This window comes from Streptomyces sp. NPDC001700 (genome assembly GCF_053596435.1).
This window is the reverse complement of the sequence record NZ_JBSFGE010000008.1, coordinates 125,432-140,943: the sequence shown is the minus strand read 5'-3', so window position 1 is coordinate 140,943 and position 15,512 is coordinate 125,432. Positions and strand designations below refer to the sequence as shown.

Below are 15,512 nucleotides of genomic sequence, written 5' to 3'. Positions count from 1 at the left end.
ACAGGTGACGCGATGAAGAGGGACCCCCGGATCGGCATGCTCATGGCCGCGGGCGAGGACATCGGCGCGCCGGAGGCGCTGCGGATCGGTCTCGATCAGGCGGTGGCCGGGGTGGGCGGGCTCGGCGGCATGGTGCATCTGGGCGGCGGGGGCAGCGGACAGCTGTATCTGGCGACGCGCTGCGGGCTCTCCGAGGCCCTGATCGAGGCGTGGAAACGCGTCGGGGGTGACGAGCCGGTCGCGCCCGCCCTCGCCGTACGGGACAACACCTTCGCCTGGACGCCCCTGACCGGCGGCACCGGGGGCCGGGGATTTCCGGTCGGCACCGGGCTGGCCTCCGTCCCCATGCCCGCCGCGCGCGGACCGCAGGGCGCGCTGTCCGTCCTGGCGGCCGCGCGCGACGGGCCGGGACCGGCGGACCGGGCCCTGCTCACCGCCGTGGCCGGATGGGTCTCGGAGCGGCTGCACGAACCGGCGCTGCCGCAAGGCGGCCCGCCCGGCTGGACCTGGCCCACCCGCTCCGCCCTCCGGCGGTCCCGGAGCGGGACCGGCGTCGGCAGCTGGGCCTGGGACTTCACCGCCGGAACGATCCACTGGGACGAGCCCGCGCTGGCGATCCTCGGCGCCGGTTCCCTCCCCGCCTCCGCGCGCGTCGAGGAGTGGATGGACCTCGTCCACCCCCAGGATCTGCCCCAGGTGCTCGCCACCGCCGAGGAGGCGATCCGCACCCGGGGCACCTACGGCGCCGTCTACCGGGTGCGCCAGCCGGACGGACGGTACCTCCGGGTCGAGGCCCGGGGTCATCTGCTGTCGGGGGACGACGGCACTCCGTTTCGCATGACGGGAAGCCTCCAGGACGCGCCGGAGAACCCCGCCGGGCCGCCGCCGGACCACGCCGAGGGCGGGTTCCTCACCCTCGATGCCACCGGTCGCGTCACCCGGATCGACGCGGAGGCCGACCACCTCCTCGCACCCACCGCACCCCCCGTCGGCACCGTGCCCTGGCAGTCGGTCCCGGCGCTGCGCGCCCTCGGCCTGGAGGCGGCGTACCGGCAGGCCATGGCCGATGGACACCCGTTCAGCTTCGACGCGCGCTGGCCCGCCACCGGCCACCTCTACCGGATACGGCTGGTCCCCGTGGACGGCGGCGTGACCCTCCACCTCGCCGACGCCGCCCAGGAGCGGGGCAGCGCCCGCACCGGGGGCGACCGCGCCACCCGGCTGGAGGAGCTGGCCGGGAGCCTGGCCGCGGCGGCCACCGTGGACGATGTGGTCGACGCCCTGGCCGACCGCGTGCTGCCGCTCTTCGGCGCCGTCGGGCTGCTGGTCCAGCTGGTCGACGGCACCAGCCTGGTCACGGCGGGCTCCCGGGGCTACTCCGAAGACTTCATCGCGCTGCTGGCGGACCCGGGGCATCCCCGTGAGAACCCGCTGACGGTGGCGCTCCGTTCGGCCGTCCCCACCTTCGTCTCCTCGTCGCAGGAGTTCGTCCAGCGCTACCCCGAACTGGCCCATCTGCCCACGGCCTCCGGCAAGCAGGCCTGGGCGTTCCTCCCGCTGATCGTCTCCGGGGACGCCATCGGCTACTGCTCCGTCTCGTTCGACCATCCGCGGATCCTCAGCGGCGAGGAGCGCACCCTGCTCACGGCGCTCGGCGGGCTGGCCGCCCAGGCCCTGGCGCGGGCCCGCCTGTACGACGCCGAGCACCAGCACGCCCAGGAGCTGCAGCGCGGGCTACTCCCCCGCAGCCTGCCCGAACTGCCCGCCGCCACCGCGGCGGCACGCTATCTGCCCGCCAGCGCGAGCGCGGAAGTGGGCGGCGACTGGTACGACCTCATCCCGCTGTCCGGGGGCCGGGTGGCGCTCGTCATCGGCGATGTCATGGGCCACGGCCTGTCCGAGGCCGCCACCATGGGGCGGCTGCGCACGGCCGTCCGTACCCTCGCCGACCTCGAACTCCCGCCGGGGGAACTCCTCTTCCACCTCAACGACCTTGTCAGCGGGCTCGGCGACGACTTCTACGCCACCTGCCTGTACGCCGAATACGACCCCACCCGCCACCTCTGCGCCATCGCGCGTGCCGGACATCCGCCGCCCGCCGTGGTCCGCGCCGACGGCTCGGTGTTCTTCCCCGACCTCCCCCTCGTACCGCCGCTGGGAGCCGCGACGCCACCGTTCGACACCTGTGAACTCGCGCTGCCCGAGGACGCGTTGCTGGTGCTCTACACGGACGGCCTGGTGGAGACGGCGGCCCGCGACATCCAGCAGGGCATGGCGGACCTCGCCCGCGACCTCACCAGCGCGGTGCGCCGCACACCGGACGGCGACACCGCCGATCCCGACCGGCTGTGCGACACCCTCATGGCCACTCTGCTGCCGCCCGGCGAGCACACCGACGACGACGCGGCGCTGCTCATCGCCCGGCTCCGGCCCCTCCCCGCCGAGGACATCGCCACGTGGTCGCTGCCCGAGGACCCCCGGGCGGCCGGACAGGCGCGCGCCCATGTGCGCGGCCAGCTCGGCGCATGGCATCTGGACGAACTCACCACGACCACCGAGCTGCTGGTCAGCGAGCTGGTGGGCAATGTCGTCCGCCATGCCGAAGGCCCCATCGGGCTGCGCTTGCTGCGCAGCCGGGCCATGATCTGCGAAGTGTCCGACGGCAGCCCGGCCACACCGCGGATCCGGCGGGCGGGCGACCTGGACGAGGGCGGCCGCGGACTGCAGCTGGTCGCCGCCCTCGCCCATCGGTGGGGCGCCCGCTACACCGCCCAGGGAAAATGCATCTGGGCGGAGCAGCCTCTTGAGAACATCACAGGAAGCTGACGTTCTGGGCCAGGGCCAGCTGGCTGGAGTAGTTGATGGTGTTGGTGGCCGGTCGCATGTACGCGCGCCACGAGTCGGAGCCGGACTCGCGGCCGCCGCCGGTTTCCTTCTCGCCGCCGAAGGCGCCGCCGATCTCGGCGCCGGAGGTGCCGATGTTGACGTTGGCGATGCCGCAGTCGGAGCCCTCGGCGGAGAGGAAGAGTTCGGCTTCCCGCTGGTCGCGGGTGAAGATGCTGGACGACAGGCCCTGCGGTACGTCGTTGTGCAGGGCGATGGCCTCCTCCAGGGTGTCGTAGGTCAGCACGTACAGGATCGGCGCGAAGGTCTCCTCCCGTACGACCTCGCTCTGCTCGTCCACCCGGACGATGACGGGTTCGGCGTACGCGGCCTGCGGAAGCGCCTCGGCCAAGCGGCGGTTGCCACCCGCCAGGATCGTGCCGCCCTCGGCCTGGACGCGGGTGAGGGCGTCCCGCATGGTGTCGAGGGCGCCCGTGGAGATGAGCGGGCCGACGAGGGTGTCCTCGTCGAAGGGGTTGCCGATGGGGAGCTTGGTGTAGGCGGCGGTCAGCCGGGCGATGAGGGTGTCGGCGATGTCCCGGTGGACGATGAGGCGGCGCAGCGTCGTACAGCGCTGCCCGGCGGTTCCGGCCGCGGCGAACACGATGCCCTGGACGGCGAGGTCGAGGTCGGCGGAGGGGGCGACGATGGCGGCGTTGTTGCCGCCGAGTTCGAGCAGGCTGCGGCCGAAGCGGGCGGCCACGCGGGGGCCGACCTCGCGGCCCATGCGGGTGGAGCCGGTGGCGCTGACGAGGGCGACCCGGGGGTCGTCCACGAGCTTTTCGCCGATGGCGCGGTCGCCGAGCAGCAGCCGGTGGACGTCGCGGGGCGCGCCGACGTCCTCGGCGGCCTGGGCGAGGAGCCGGTCGCAGGCCAGGGAGATCAGCGGGGTGAGGTCGGAGGGCTTCCAGATCACGGTGTCGCCGCAGGCCAGGGCGACGGCGGTGTTCCAGGACCAGACGGCGGCGGGGAAGTTGAACGCGGAGATGACCCCGACCACGCCGAGCGGGTGCCAGGTTTCGGCGAGCCGGTGGCCGGGGCGCTCGGAGGCGATGGTGCGTCCGTAGAGCTGGCGGGAGAGGCCGACGGCGAAGTCGCAGATGTCGATCATTTCCTGGACCTCGCCCAGCGCCTCGGAGCGGATCTTGCCCGCCTCGATGGTGATGAGGTCGGCCAGGTCGCCCTGGTGGTCGCGCAGCAACTCGCCCAGGCGGCGCACGAGTTCACCGCGCCGGGGGGCGGGGGTGGTGCGCCAGGCGAGAAAGGCCGTACGGGAGGCGGCGATGGCGTCCTCGGCGTCGGCCGGGGTCGCGGCGGCCAGGCCGAAGAGGTCGTCACCGGTGATCGGGGTGCGCGCGGTGAGGCCGCTGCCTTCTGGGACATGCGCGCCGACGCGCTCCAGGGCGGTGCGGGCCCGGCCGCGCAGGTCGTCGGTGGTGGGAAGGGTGGTGCTGGTCATGGATGCTCCCTCGGGACGTGTGGGCTGTTTCAGCTGAGCGCGCCGTCGAGTCGCAGCGCCTGGGCGGCCCGGGCGATGGAGTCGTCTCGCTGCCGCTCGTAGAGGGCGAAGGGGTCGAGGACGTCGCGTCCGATGGCGCCCGACAGCCACGCGCTGTCGTAGGGGGTGCCCGCGTGGTCGTTGTCGCGCGCGCCCTCGCTGGTCAGGTTGGACTGGAAGATGCCCGCCGCGGAGCGGGGCAGGAAGTCCTCGTAGACGATGGGTTCGGCGCGCAGCCAGCCCCCGGCCACCAGCTCGCCGAGGTCGGCGGGCGGGCGGCTGCCGTCCCGTGGCCGGTCGGGCACCACGTGGTAGGTGAAGTAGCCCAGTCTCCGGTCGGCGAGCTGCCGTTCGGTGGCGGGGACGTGGTCCGCCCACAGCGCGCGGGCGATGTCGCCGCGGTCCGCGTCGGGTCGGGCGGCAGCCTCCTGGTCGATCCGGGTCAGCAGGTGGTCGTAGAGGGCGCGGCCCTCGCGGGTGAGGGCGATGCCGCGCGCCTCGACCTCGCCGAACCGCACCCGCAGGGACCCCTCGGCCACGCCGCCGTCGGCGGTGCGCATGGCGCGGGGTTCGGCGAGGGCGCGGAAGGAGGTCTGGCGCAGCAGCAGATCGGGGCCGTCCCAGCGCGGCGGGCCCTGGATGGCGTCGATCATTTCGATGCCGCGCTCGGTCATGCGCCGGTACAGCTCGTCGATGTCCAGGACGCGTGGGGTGAGGTGGTTGATGTGGGTGCTGCGGACACCGCCGATGTCCGCGGCGACGGCGGAGACCCGCTCCAGGGTTCGGTACCAGCCCTGGTCGATCGGCTCGGTCGACAGCTCGAAGGCGTGCACGGCGAGCTGGAGGAAGCGTGTCGCCTCCGCTTCGGGCAGTTCGGCCTCGGCCTCGGCCCGGTCGGCGAGGGCCAGCAGCTCCGGCGGGAACAGCTCGCGTCCGGCGAGGAAGGTTTCCAGCCGGGCGCGCAGATCGTCGTCGAAGAAGCGCGGATCGGCGGGGGTGAGCATGGAGGTGAAGACGCGGAACGGGTTGCGCGCCAGCTCCTCGCCGTCGGTGGGGCGGAAGGCGGTGGAGACGACGGGCACCGCGCTGGCGGCGGCCTCGCGCAGGTCGTAGAAGCCGGTCGGACGCATGCCGAGGGCGCCGAAGACGCGCGCGACCTGGTTCATCTCCCGTGGGGTGCCGACCCGGATGGCGCCGTGGCGCTCGGCGGTGACGCGGCTGATGGAGCCCAGCCGTTCGGCGTCGGCGCCCCGGGCGCGCAGCACATCGTCGTTGACCTCGCGGGAGACGTCCACAAGGGTGGTGTAGGCGGGGACCTCCCGCCCGTACATGTCCGAGAGCCGGGCGGCGAACGCGGCGCGCAGCTGCCATTGGCGATGTGTCCGGCTGGTCATGGAGAGTGCTGCCTTTCGGTTGGCCGTTCACACGACGTGGGCTTCGGGGCGCGCCGTCGCCCCGATGGTGAAGCGGTCGGCGCTGAACGGCGTGACGTCGACGAACGGTGTGCGGTCCAGATACAGGTCACGGACGATCTCGCCGACCGCCGGGGCCTGGAGGAAGCCATGCCCCGAGAACCCGGTCGCGTAAAGGAAGTTGCTCACCTCGCTTGAGCGGCCGATCAGGGCGTTGTGGTCCGGGGTGATCTCGTAGAGCCCGGCCCAGCCGCCGACCGTCTCCATATCGGCCAGGGCCGGGGCCTGTCGCCGTGCGGCGGCGCGGAACAGCTCCAGCCAGTCCGGGGTCCAGGTGGTGTCGTAGCCATCGGCCTGGCCGGGGTCGGCGAGGCCGAACAGCAGCCCGTCGTCGCTGTTGTGGAAGTAGGCCGTGGACGAGAAGTCGATGGTGAAGGGGATGCGCGGGGCGGGCGGGGTGAGCGGGGCGGTGAAGGCCACCTGACGGCGCACCGGGCGCACCGGGAGGCTGACGTCCAGCATGTCCCCGATCCGCGCCGACCAGGCGCCCGCGGTACAGATGACGGTGGCGCAGGAGATCGGCCCCTGGTCGGTGTGCACGGTGGTGATCCGGTCCCCGGCCGTGTCGATGGCGGTGACGGCGGTGTGGGTGGCGATACACACGCCGGAACGGGACGCGGCGCGCGCGTAGCCCTCGATGACCAGCCCGGGGCGGGCGTGGCCGTCGGTGGGCGAGTGGACGGCGGCCACGAGCCCGTCGGTGCTGACGTAGGGGCACAGCGTGCGTGCCTCCTGCGGGCCGATCATGCGGCTGGGCACGCCGAGGCCGTTCTGGGTCCTGACGCAGGCCTCGAAGTCCGCGGCCTGCTGGTCGCTGGTGAGCAGGAAGAGGTAGCCGACGCTGTCGAGCCGGATGTCGGCGCCGGGGCGGTGCGGGAAGTCCTGGTAGGCGCGCAGACTCCGGCTGCCCAGCTGGATGTTGAGCGGGTCGGAGAACTGGGCCCGCACACCGCCGATGGGCTTGCCCGAGCTGCCGCAGCCCAGGTCTCCGCGCTCGACGACGACGATGTTCTCCACCCCGGCCTCGGCCAGGTGGAAGGCGGTGCTGGTACCCATCACCCCGCCGCCGATGATCACGACGTCGGCGGCGGGCGGAACGGTGCGGAAGGAGGGCGAGGAGGACGAGGAGGACACGTGGCCGATCCCTTCCTGAGGCGGGCGCCGGGGGCCGGACGGGTCTCCGGCCCCGGGCGCGGCGCGGCTGTCGCAGTGCAGGACGATGCCGATCAGCTATCTGCCGGTCATCGTGCAGCACCCCGACCGTTGACGTCCATGAACAGTTATTGCTCGTGATCTATTAGGGTCGCTATATGGATTGGACGAGTGCCCAGCTGCGTTCCCTCGTCGAACTGACCCGGCGCGGCACCATCACGGCGGTGGCCGAGTCGCTGGGGTACACCCCCGGCGGGGTCTCGCAGCAGATCGCGGCGCTGGAGAAGGCCACCGGCATGGAGCTGCTGCGGCGCACCGGGCGCAGGGTGGAGCTGACCGACGCGGGGATGACGCTGGCCCGGCACGCGGAGCGGATCCTGTCCACGGAGGCCGAGGCCGTCGAGGCGCTGGAGCGCACCCGCAACGACGCCTCGGGCACGCTGCTGGTGGGCCTGTTCACCACGGCCGCCGCCGAGCTACTGCCCCCGGCGCTGCGCACGGCGCGCGAGGACCATCCGGGGCTGACGGTGCACAGCCGGGACATGGACGTGGACGAGGTGTACGACGCGGTGGCCTCCGGGGCCGTGGATCTGGCGCTCGGCCTCGACTACCCGGACGTGCCGATCCCGCGCGATCCGGCCCTGCGGGTGACGCGGCTGCACCGGGAGCGGTTCTCGCTCGCGGTGCCGACCGGTTCGATGGGCGGCCGGGAGAGCGTTTCGCTGGCGCAGACCCGGGGGCTCGGGTGGATCCTGCCGTCCGCCGAGAGCTATTACGGGCGCGCCGTGCGCACCGCCTGCCGCCGGGCGGGCGTCGAGCCCGAGGTGCTGCACGAGGTGACGGACACGGCGGCGACGCTGGCGCTCGTCGAGGCGGGGGTGGGGGTGAGCACGGTGACGGATCTGATGCTCCGGCTGCGGCCCTCGCACTTCGATGTGGTGCGGCTGCGCGAGCCGATCGAGCGGCACATCGTCGTGGTGTTCCGCTGCGCCGCGGAGCGCCGTCCCTCGGTGGTGGCCCTCGTCGACGTTCTGCGCGCCGTGGTGCGGACGGGGCTGGGCGGGGCGGCGCAGTCCACCGAAACCCAGGGAGCGTAAGCGTTGCTTGCTCCCCGGCGTCATTTCTGTCGTCCTGCCGACCCTTGTGGGGCGGGGTCAGCGGCCACATCGTGAGGTGGACCGATCTACGGAGAAGGACGGACAGACGTGGCTGACGCACTCTCGCTCGTCGACGACTGGGGCCCCGAGAAGATCGTCGTCGTCTCCCACCGGCGCACCGGCATGAAGGGCGTGCTGGTCATCGACAACACGGCCCGGGGCATCGGCAAGGGCGGCACCCGGATGAGCCCCACGGTGACGGTCGGGGAAGTCGCCCGGCTGGCCCGGGTCATGACGTGGAAGTGGGCCGGTGTCGACCTCTTCTACGGTGGCGCCAAGGCGGGCATCGCGGCCGATCCCGCGTCCCGCGACAAGGAGGCGGTCCTGCGCGCGTTCGCCCGCGCGCTGTCCAACGAGGTGCCCCGCGAGTATGTGATGGGGCTGGACATGGGGCTGACGGAGAGCGACGCGGCCATCATCCAGGACGAGTTGGGCGACCGTGGCGCCGCCGTCGGCACCCCGGAGCACCTGGGCGGCGTGGCCTACGACAAGCTCGGGGTCACGGGCTACGGCGTGGCCGAGGCCGCTGACGCCGCCGCGCGGCGGCGCGGGCTGTCCCTGTCCGGCTGCCGGGTGGCCATCCAGGGGTTCGGCGCGGTGGGCGCGGCGGCGGCGCGGCGCTTCGCCGAACTGGGCGCCACCGTCGTGGCCGTGTCCACGGCGCGCGGGGCGCTGCACGCCCCGGGTGGGCTGGACGTACGGGCCCTGCTGGCCGCCCGCGAGGAGCACGGCGACGACTTCGTCGGGCGGCACTCCCAGGGCGAGGTGCTCAGCCCCGGGCAGGAACTCACCGTCGACTGCGACATCCTGGTCCCCGCCGCGCTGCAGGACGTCATCGACGACCGGACGGCCCACCTGATCAAGGCGGGGCTGGTGGTCGAGGGCGCCAATCTGCCCACGTCCCCGGCGGCCCAGGAGATCCTTGCCGGGCGGGGTGTCACCGTGCTGCCCGACTTCGTGGCCAACGCGGGCGGTGTGGTGGCCGCCGCGTTCGCCATGGACGCCCGCTACTCCGGCTTCCGGCCCGAGACCGCCACCATCTTCGAGACGATCTCCACCCGGCTGCGCGCGAACGCCGTCACCGTCCTCGACGAGGCCGAGCGGCGTGGCACCACCCCGCACACGGCCGGGCGCGGGCTGGCCGAGGATCGGGTCCGCGCCGCCATGCGCAGCAAGGGACGGCTGCCCGGCTGAGCCTCCTGTGCAGGAGGCTGTCAGGTCGCGGTGGCGTCCGCCGCGGCCCGGCCCGTACGGCGGCCCGAGAACAGGCAGCCGCCCAGGAACGTACCCTCCAGGGACCGGTAGCCATGGACCCCGCCACCGCCGAACCCCGCGGCCTCACCCGCCGCGTACAGCCCGGGGACCGGCTCGCCGTCGGCGCCCAGGACCCGGCCGGACAGATCGGTCTGGAGGCCGCCGAGCGTCTTGCGGGTGAGGATGTTGAGGCGTACGGCGATCAGCGGTCCGGCGCCGGAGTCCATGATCTTGTGCGCCGAGGCCGTGCGGCTCAGGGTGTCCCCGGGGTAGGCGAGTGCGTTGCGGATGCCCATGACCTGGACGTCCTTGGTGTACGGGTTGTCGATCTCCCGGTCCCGGGCGTCGATCTGCCGCTTGAGGTCGGCCAGGTCGATGAGGCTGTCCCCGGTCAGCTTGTTCATCCCGCGCACGAGTTCGGACAGGGTCGTGGCGACGACGAAGTCCACGCCGTTCTTCTTGAACTTCTCGATCGGCTCGGGCGTCTGCCAGATGCGCGAGAGGAGTTGCAGGATGTCCTTGTTGGTGAGGTCCGGGTTCTGCTCGGAGCCGGAGAGTGCGAACTCCTTCGCGATGATCTTCTGCGTGGTGACGAACCAGGAGTAGTCGTAGCCGGATTCGGTGATCGTCTTCAGGGTGCTGAGGGTGTCGTACCCGGGCAGGTCTGGGGCGGAGAAGCGCTTGCCCTTGGCGTCGAACCACATCGAGGACGGCCCCGGCAGGATCCGGATGCCGTGGTCGGCCCAGATCGGGTCGTAGTTCTTCAGCCCCTCGGTGTAGTGCCACATCCGGTCGGGGTTGACGATCCGCCCGCCCGCCTTCTCGGTGATGGCGAGCATGCGGCCGTCCACGTACGCCGGGACACCGGTGATCATGCGCTTGGGCGGGGTGCCCAGCCGGTCCGGCCAGTTCTGCCGTACGAGGTCGTGGTTGGCGCCGATGCCGCCCGAGGTGACGATGACCACCGGAGCGCGCAGCTCGAATTCGCCGACCACGGTACGTGAACTGGCCTTGCCGCGCTGGGCGTTGCTCGGTTCCAGGACCGCGCCGCGCACCCCGGTCACGGCGCCGCCGCTCGTCACGATCTCGTCGACGCGGTGCCGGTGCTTGAACACCACCCGGCCGTCCGCCACCGCTGCCCGCACCTTCTTCTCGAACGGCTCGACCACCGCCGGTCCGGTGCCCCAGGTGACATGGAAGCGGGGCACCGAGTTGCCGTGCCCGTCCGCGAGACCGCCGCCGCGCTCGGCCCAGCCGACGATCGGGAACCAGCGCACCCCGAGCCCGTGCAGCCAGGACCGCTTCTCGCCCCCGGCGAAGTCGACGTACGCCTCGGCCCACTGGTGGGCCCAGTAGTCCTGGCCGCGCGGATCGCCCACGCCACGGTCAAATCCGGCCGTGCCCAGCCAGTCCTGCCAGGCCAGTTCGTGGGAGTCCTTGATGCCCATCAGGCGCTGCTCTTCGGAGTCGACGAAGAAGAGTCCGCCGAACGACCAGAACGCCTGCCCGCCGACGTTGCTCTCCGGTTCCTGGTCCAGGAGCAGCACCTTGCGCCCCGCCGCCGCCAGTTCCGCCGTCGCGACGAGTCCGGCCAGCCCGTGGCCGACCACGATCGCGTCCGCGTCCTCGGCCGCGGACCCGGCCGCGAAGGCGGGGGCCGCCTGGTCGAGGGTGGCCGCCGCGAGCACGCCTCCGGCCACCGTCAGGGCGCGGCGCCGGGTGAGCGACGTCGGGGATACGGGGTTCTCCATGGGATGCCCTCCCGGTGAAGCGCGGACGGTGCGAGCCGTGCGGACGGTGCGGGTGCGTGTGTGCGGAGGTGCGGGGTGCGTGTGTACGGACGGTGCGCGGTGGGTGCGGGCAGCGCGGAGCGACGCGATGGCTGTCACCGCGACGGCCGCGCTGTTACCGTCGGTAGCGCACAGGAAATCAGGTCGGCACAGCGGCGCGGTAGTAGCTGGGCGCCAACGCGGTCACCGCTTCGTTGTGTCCCGGCGACAGCGCCAGAGAAGAGGGGCGCATGGCCGTCGTCCACGAGCGCGAGCCGGTCACCGAGATCCTGCTGGCCATGGCCGACGACGCGGACGTGTGCGGCGAACTCGTCCGCGCGGCGCGCACCCACTCCCCCGAGGTGGCGCGGCTGACCGAGGCGGAGACCCGGGCCCATGTCCTCGCGATGATCCGCGCGGCCGGTGCGTGGTTCAGCACCTTCGACCGGGTCGAGGAACAGGACTTCACCACCGCCCTGCTGCTGGGCGCCGACCGGGCGGGCCAGGGCGTGCCGATGACCGCCGTACTGCGCGGTGTGCAGGCCGCGCTCACCCGGGCCGTGGAGATCAGCGTCGACCGCTGCCGGATGTCCGGAGTGCCCGACGGCGCGCTGCTGCCCGTGGTCCTCCGGCTGAAGGAGTACGGCGACGCTATCGAGCGCCATGTCATCAACGGGTACCACGCGGCGGAGCGGGGACCGGCACACGAGACACACGAAATCCGCACCAGACTCCTCCGGCAGGTGCTGATCGACGGAGTCACGCCCCGCGCCGAGGAGTTGACGAGCGCCGGGATCCGGGCGGAGGACGGCCACGCCCCGCACCACTGTCTGGTCGCCGAGGCCACCGAGCCCGGCCACGCCCACCGCCTGCTGCGCGGGCTGTCCGCGCTGCGCGGGGTGACCGGTGTGGTCGAGGGCCGTGTGGTGAGCCTGTGCGCCCGGCTGCCGCAGGACGGCGGGGACCCGGACCTGCCCGCCGTGCCCGCCCTGATCGTGGCCTCTCCGGCGGCTCCCCTGGACCGGTTACGCCCGCTGTACCGGCTCTGCGTACGCGCCGTGGACCTCGGAGCGGCGGCGGGACGGCACGGATGGTACGAACTCACCGACTTCGCCGGGGAGATCGCCGTGGCGGACCAGCCGCTGCTGGGCTCACACCTGAGCGACCGGCTCCTGGGTGGCCTCGACCCGTCGGACACGTTTCACCGGCAACTCGCGCTCACCGCACTGACGTTCCTCGACCACGGCCGCCGTCTGGACCAGACCGCGGCGGCCCTGTTCACCCACCCCAACACCATCCGCTACCGGCTCGGCCGCTTCCAGCAGATCACCGGCACCTCGCTGGCCGACACCCGGCCGGGCGGCCGTGGCGGGCCGCTGGACGCGCTGCACTGGTGGTGGGCCCTGACCACCTGGCTGGAATACCGATAGTGGAGATCTTTTGAAGAAATTCGCGCCCGCCGTTTATATGTGAAGACCCGGTGCCGGACCCGTCGCGAAAAGGCGGGCTCTCACCGGGAATTGAGACCCGGGCGGTAGGGTGACGTGCGCAGTCCCGGGTTGGTTCCAGAACAGGACTTGCAGCGAAACTCACCCTTGCAGTAACTAGATGCCCCATGAAACTTTTTACTCGCAACTTCTCGCCCCGGTCCACTGCCGCCCAGGACACCCCGGCCGCCCACGCCACCCCCGACCGCACCGACCAGCCGGGCACCGGACTGCCGGCGCTCACCGGGGAGTGGACTATCGACGCGGCGCACAGCAGGATCGGCTTCTCCGTCCGGCACGCCATGGTGACCACGGTGCGCGGCGCCTTCACCGAATACGAGAGCCGCCTCTACTTCGACGGCCACAACCCGGCCCGCTCCCGCGCCGAGATCGTGCTGTCCACCGCCAGCGTCGACACCGGTGTCGAGCAGCGCGACGCCCATCTCATGAGCCGTGACTTCCTGGACGCACGCGCCTTCCCGCGCATCAGCTTCCGGAGCCGCGAGGTGCGGCTCGCGGGCCAGGACGTGTACCGCATGGCCGGTGACCTCACCCTGCGGGACGCCACCCGCCCCGTGGTCCTGGAGCTGACCTACATCGGACACGTCACCGACCCCTTCGGCGACGAGCGGGTCGGCTTCGACGGCACCACCACCATCAACCGGTCCGACTGGGGCCTGACCTACAGCGCCAAACTGGCCCAGGGCGGCGCCATGGTGAGCGAGAAGGTGCGCCTCCAGTTCGACATCGCGGCCATCCGCACCCCCTCCGCCGGGTGACGACCTCTACACTCCTTCGCGTTAACGCATCGCAAGCGCTTACGACACGAATCGCGAGGGCAGCATGACGGCGCGTACCTCCCCCGGCCGGTCCACGGGATCCCTCCTGGACCGCAGGGGTTTCCTCCGGCGTTCCGCCTCGGTGCCGGCGGGGCTGATCACCGCCCCGGCGGCGTTAGCCCTCCTGACGGGCCCACCGGCCCGGGCTGCGGAGCGGGCGGCCGGGCAGGCCGCCGGGCGGGCGCTGACGTCCTTCGTCGACGACTACAAGACCAACACCACCGCCAATCTCACCCCCGAGACCAACGCCGTCCTCCGCGTCCTGAGCGGTGTGCAGCGGCTCTGGCACACCGGCACGGCCTGGGACAACGGCACCCCGCGCGCGGCCGCCGTGCTGCGCGCCAACATGCGCTACTCGATCGCCCTCACCGCGCGGCGCACCGACGCGCAGGCCCGGGAAACCTTCATCTACGACCGCCAGGACCAGAGTTACGCGGCCACCGCCGGTCTTGGCCCGCTCACCGAGATCTACCGCACCGGCGCCAAGGCCGTCACCAGCATCGCCAGCGCCCCGGACACCACCCCGGACACCACGGTCAGTGACGCCGTGCCGCCCGGCGCGCCCGCCGGTTCCGCCATCGGGGCCGGGGCCACCGACTCGGATCTGGGCGATGTCGTACGGCTCGTACAGACGCTGCGCGGTCCGTACGCGTCCAGCAACCCCGCCAAGTTCGGCTTCCAGTACCCGCGGCCCTGGCGGATGACGGAGCACAACGAGGTCGTGGCCACCGGCGCCACCGACGCCTTCGGCTTCCCCGTCTACGCGTCCGAGGTGTCCGTCACCCCGCAACTGCTGCGGCAGCGCGGCGGCAAGCCGTCCGAGGACGGCGGTTTCCCGAGCGGCCACACCAACGCCCTGTATCTGGCCGGACTCGCGCTGGCGTACGCCATTCCCGAGCGGTTCCAGGAGCTGGTGACCCACGCCTCCGCGGCCTCCCACACCCGCGTCGTATCCGGCATGCACTCCTCCCTCGACGTCGTCGGCGGGCGCGTCATGGCCACCGCGCTGGCCGCCGCCGCGCTGCACGACCCGGCCAACGCCGGGCTCAAGGCCGCCGCGCGGCGGCAGGCCGCCGACTACCTCCGCGCCCGGACCGGCACCACGGCCGACACCCTCTGGGACTACGCGCACGCGGCGGGCCCGGACACCGACCCGTACGCCGATCGCGCCGCCAACGCACGGGCGTTCACCCCGCGCCTGACGTACGTCCTGCCCCGGGGCGGCGAACACCGCGAGATGACCGTGCCCAAGGGTGCCGAAGTGCTCATCGAGACCCGGCTGCCCTATCTCAGCGCACACCAGCGCCGGGAGGTGCTGCGCACCACCGCCCTGCCCTCCGGCTACGCCCTGCTGGAGGGGCCCGAGCAGTGGGGGCGGCTCAACCTCTTCGCGGCGGCGGACGGTTACGGTGCCTTCGACCGCGACGTACGCGTGGAGATGGCCGCGCGCGACGGCGGGTTCAGCGCGGCCGACACCTGGCGCAACGACATCACCGGCGACGGCGGCCTCATCAAGCGCGGCACCGGCACCCTGGCCCTCACCGGCCGCAACCGCTACAGCGGCGGCACCCGCGTCGAGGCCGGAACCCTGGTCGCGGGGGCGCCGGAGGCGCTGGGCGCGGGCGAGGTCCACGTCCACGACGGCGGGACACTGCGGCTCGCGTCCCCGGGCGGCGTACGGGCGCGCCGGGGCCTCGTCGTGGCCTCCGGCGCCACGCTGGAGGTGGCGCCAAACCCCGGCGAACGGGAGGCAGTCGCAGCCAGCGGCGCGACTCCCGCGCTCACGGTGGCCCGCTCCGCCGTGCTCGGCCACGGCAGTGTCCTCGGCATCCGGCTGGACGGCCGCCACTCCCCCGCCCGGCACACCGTCATCCGGGTGCTGCACGCCCGTGGCGGACTGCACGGCCGGTTCGCCGCCATCAGGGTCCACTCGGAGGGGCACACGTACACGGCCATACCGTCGTACTCCCGGAACACGCTCACCGTACGGCTGACGTGAAC

The 15,512-nt window shown here is 72.8% G+C and carries 10 protein-coding genes; 6 read left to right on the top strand and 4 right to left on the bottom strand.

From position 1 onward, the window contains the following. Window positions 1–12: 12 nt before the first annotated feature. Window positions 13–2,826: a SpoIIE family protein phosphatase gene (locus ACWC5C_RS17470; protein WP_450876232.1), complete on the top strand. Its 2,814-nt coding sequence runs from the start codon at window positions 13–15 to the stop codon at window positions 2,824–2,826. On the opposite strand, the gene amaB is transcribed toward ACWC5C_RS17470, so the two are convergent. From amaB to ACWC5C_RS17455, 3 genes are read right to left on the bottom strand one after another with little or no spacing between them, the layout of a single operon-like run. Then, window positions 2,813–4,342: an L-piperidine-6-carboxylate dehydrogenase gene (gene amaB / locus ACWC5C_RS17465; RefSeq protein WP_450876231.1), complete on the bottom strand. Its 1,530-nt coding sequence runs from the start codon at window positions 4,340–4,342 to the stop codon at window positions 2,813–2,815. The genes ACWC5C_RS17470 and amaB overlap by 14 nt on opposite strands. A 29-nt stretch (window positions 4,343–4,371) precedes the next feature. Then, window positions 4,372–5,775, bottom strand: coding sequence for a 2-oxoadipate dioxygenase/decarboxylase (gene hglS / locus ACWC5C_RS17460; protein ID WP_450876230.1), 1,404 nt, complete (start codon window positions 5,773–5,775; stop codon window positions 4,372–4,374). Window positions 5,776–5,802: 27 nt separating this feature from the next. After that, window positions 5,803–6,987 (bottom strand): NAD(P)/FAD-dependent oxidoreductase, encoded by a 1,185-nt coding sequence (locus tag ACWC5C_RS17455; protein WP_450876229.1) that lies wholly within the window; start codon window positions 6,985–6,987, stop codon window positions 5,803–5,805. Window positions 6,988–7,163: 176 nt separating this feature from the next. Between ACWC5C_RS17455 and ACWC5C_RS17450 the strand changes: the two genes are divergently transcribed. Both ACWC5C_RS17450 and ACWC5C_RS17445 read left to right on the top strand, forming a co-directional pair. Next, entirely contained in the window at window positions 7,164–8,102 is a 939-nt protein-coding gene (locus ACWC5C_RS17450) for a LysR substrate-binding domain-containing protein (protein WP_450876228.1), read from the top strand. Window positions 8,103–8,210: 108 nt separating this feature from the next. Continuing rightward, window positions 8,211–9,356, top strand: a complete 1,146-nt coding sequence (locus tag ACWC5C_RS17445; protein WP_450876227.1) for a Glu/Leu/Phe/Val family dehydrogenase — start codon at window positions 8,211–8,213, stop codon at window positions 9,354–9,356. A gap of 20 nt (window positions 9,357–9,376) precedes the next feature. Here ACWC5C_RS17445 and ACWC5C_RS17440 read toward each other — a convergent pair whose 3' ends face one another. Then, window positions 9,377–11,167 carry an FAD-binding dehydrogenase gene (locus tag ACWC5C_RS17440; protein WP_450876226.1) on the bottom strand — a complete coding sequence of 597 codons (1,791 nt, stop codon included), beginning with the start codon at window positions 11,165–11,167 and terminating at the stop codon, window positions 9,377–9,379. A 269-nt stretch (window positions 11,168–11,436) separates the two neighbouring features. On the opposite strand from ACWC5C_RS17440, the gene ACWC5C_RS17435 reads away from it, so the two are divergent. The 3 genes from ACWC5C_RS17435 (at window position 11,437) to ACWC5C_RS17425 (ending at window position 15,510) form a co-directional block, all read left to right on the top strand. After that, window positions 11,437–12,615: a PucR family transcriptional regulator gene (locus ACWC5C_RS17435; RefSeq protein WP_450876225.1), complete on the top strand. Its 1,179-nt coding sequence runs from the start codon at window positions 11,437–11,439 to the stop codon at window positions 12,613–12,615. 185 nt (window positions 12,616–12,800) lie between these two features. Further along, window positions 12,801–13,451 carry a YceI family protein gene (locus ACWC5C_RS17430; RefSeq protein WP_450876224.1) on the top strand — a complete coding sequence of 217 codons (651 nt, stop codon included), beginning with the start codon at window positions 12,801–12,803 and terminating at the stop codon, window positions 13,449–13,451. A 64-nt stretch (window positions 13,452–13,515) separates the two neighbouring features. Then, on the top strand, window positions 13,516–15,510 hold the full coding sequence (locus ACWC5C_RS17425; RefSeq protein ID WP_450876223.1) for a phosphatase PAP2 family protein: 1,995 nt from the start codon (window positions 13,516–13,518) through the stop codon (window positions 15,508–15,510). Window positions 15,511–15,512: the final 2 nt, after the last annotated feature.

Coding starts and splice junctions, on each gene's coding strand:
- ACWC5C_RS17470 (WP_450876232.1), top strand. CDS start 13: ATGAAGAGGGACCCCCGGATCGGCATGCTCATGGCCGCGGGCGAGGAC.
- amaB (WP_450876231.1), bottom strand. CDS start 4,342: ATGACCAGCACCACCCTTCCCACCACCGACGACCTGCGCGGCCGGGCC.
- hglS (WP_450876230.1), bottom strand. CDS start 5,775: ATGACCAGCCGGACACATCGCCAATGGCAGCTGCGCGCCGCGTTCGCC.
- ACWC5C_RS17450 (WP_450876228.1), top strand. CDS start 7,164: ATGGATTGGACGAGTGCCCAGCTGCGTTCCCTCGTCGAACTGACCCGG.
- ACWC5C_RS17440 (WP_450876226.1), bottom strand. CDS start 11,167: ATGGAGAACCCCGTATCCCCGACGTCGCTCACCCGGCGCCGCGCCCTG.
- ACWC5C_RS17435 (WP_450876225.1), top strand. CDS start 11,437: ATGGCCGTCGTCCACGAGCGCGAGCCGGTCACCGAGATCCTGCTGGCC.
- ACWC5C_RS17430 (WP_450876224.1), top strand. CDS start 12,801: ATGAAACTTTTTACTCGCAACTTCTCGCCCCGGTCCACTGCCGCCCAG.
- ACWC5C_RS17425 (WP_450876223.1), top strand. CDS start 13,516: ATGACGGCGCGTACCTCCCCCGGCCGGTCCACGGGATCCCTCCTGGAC.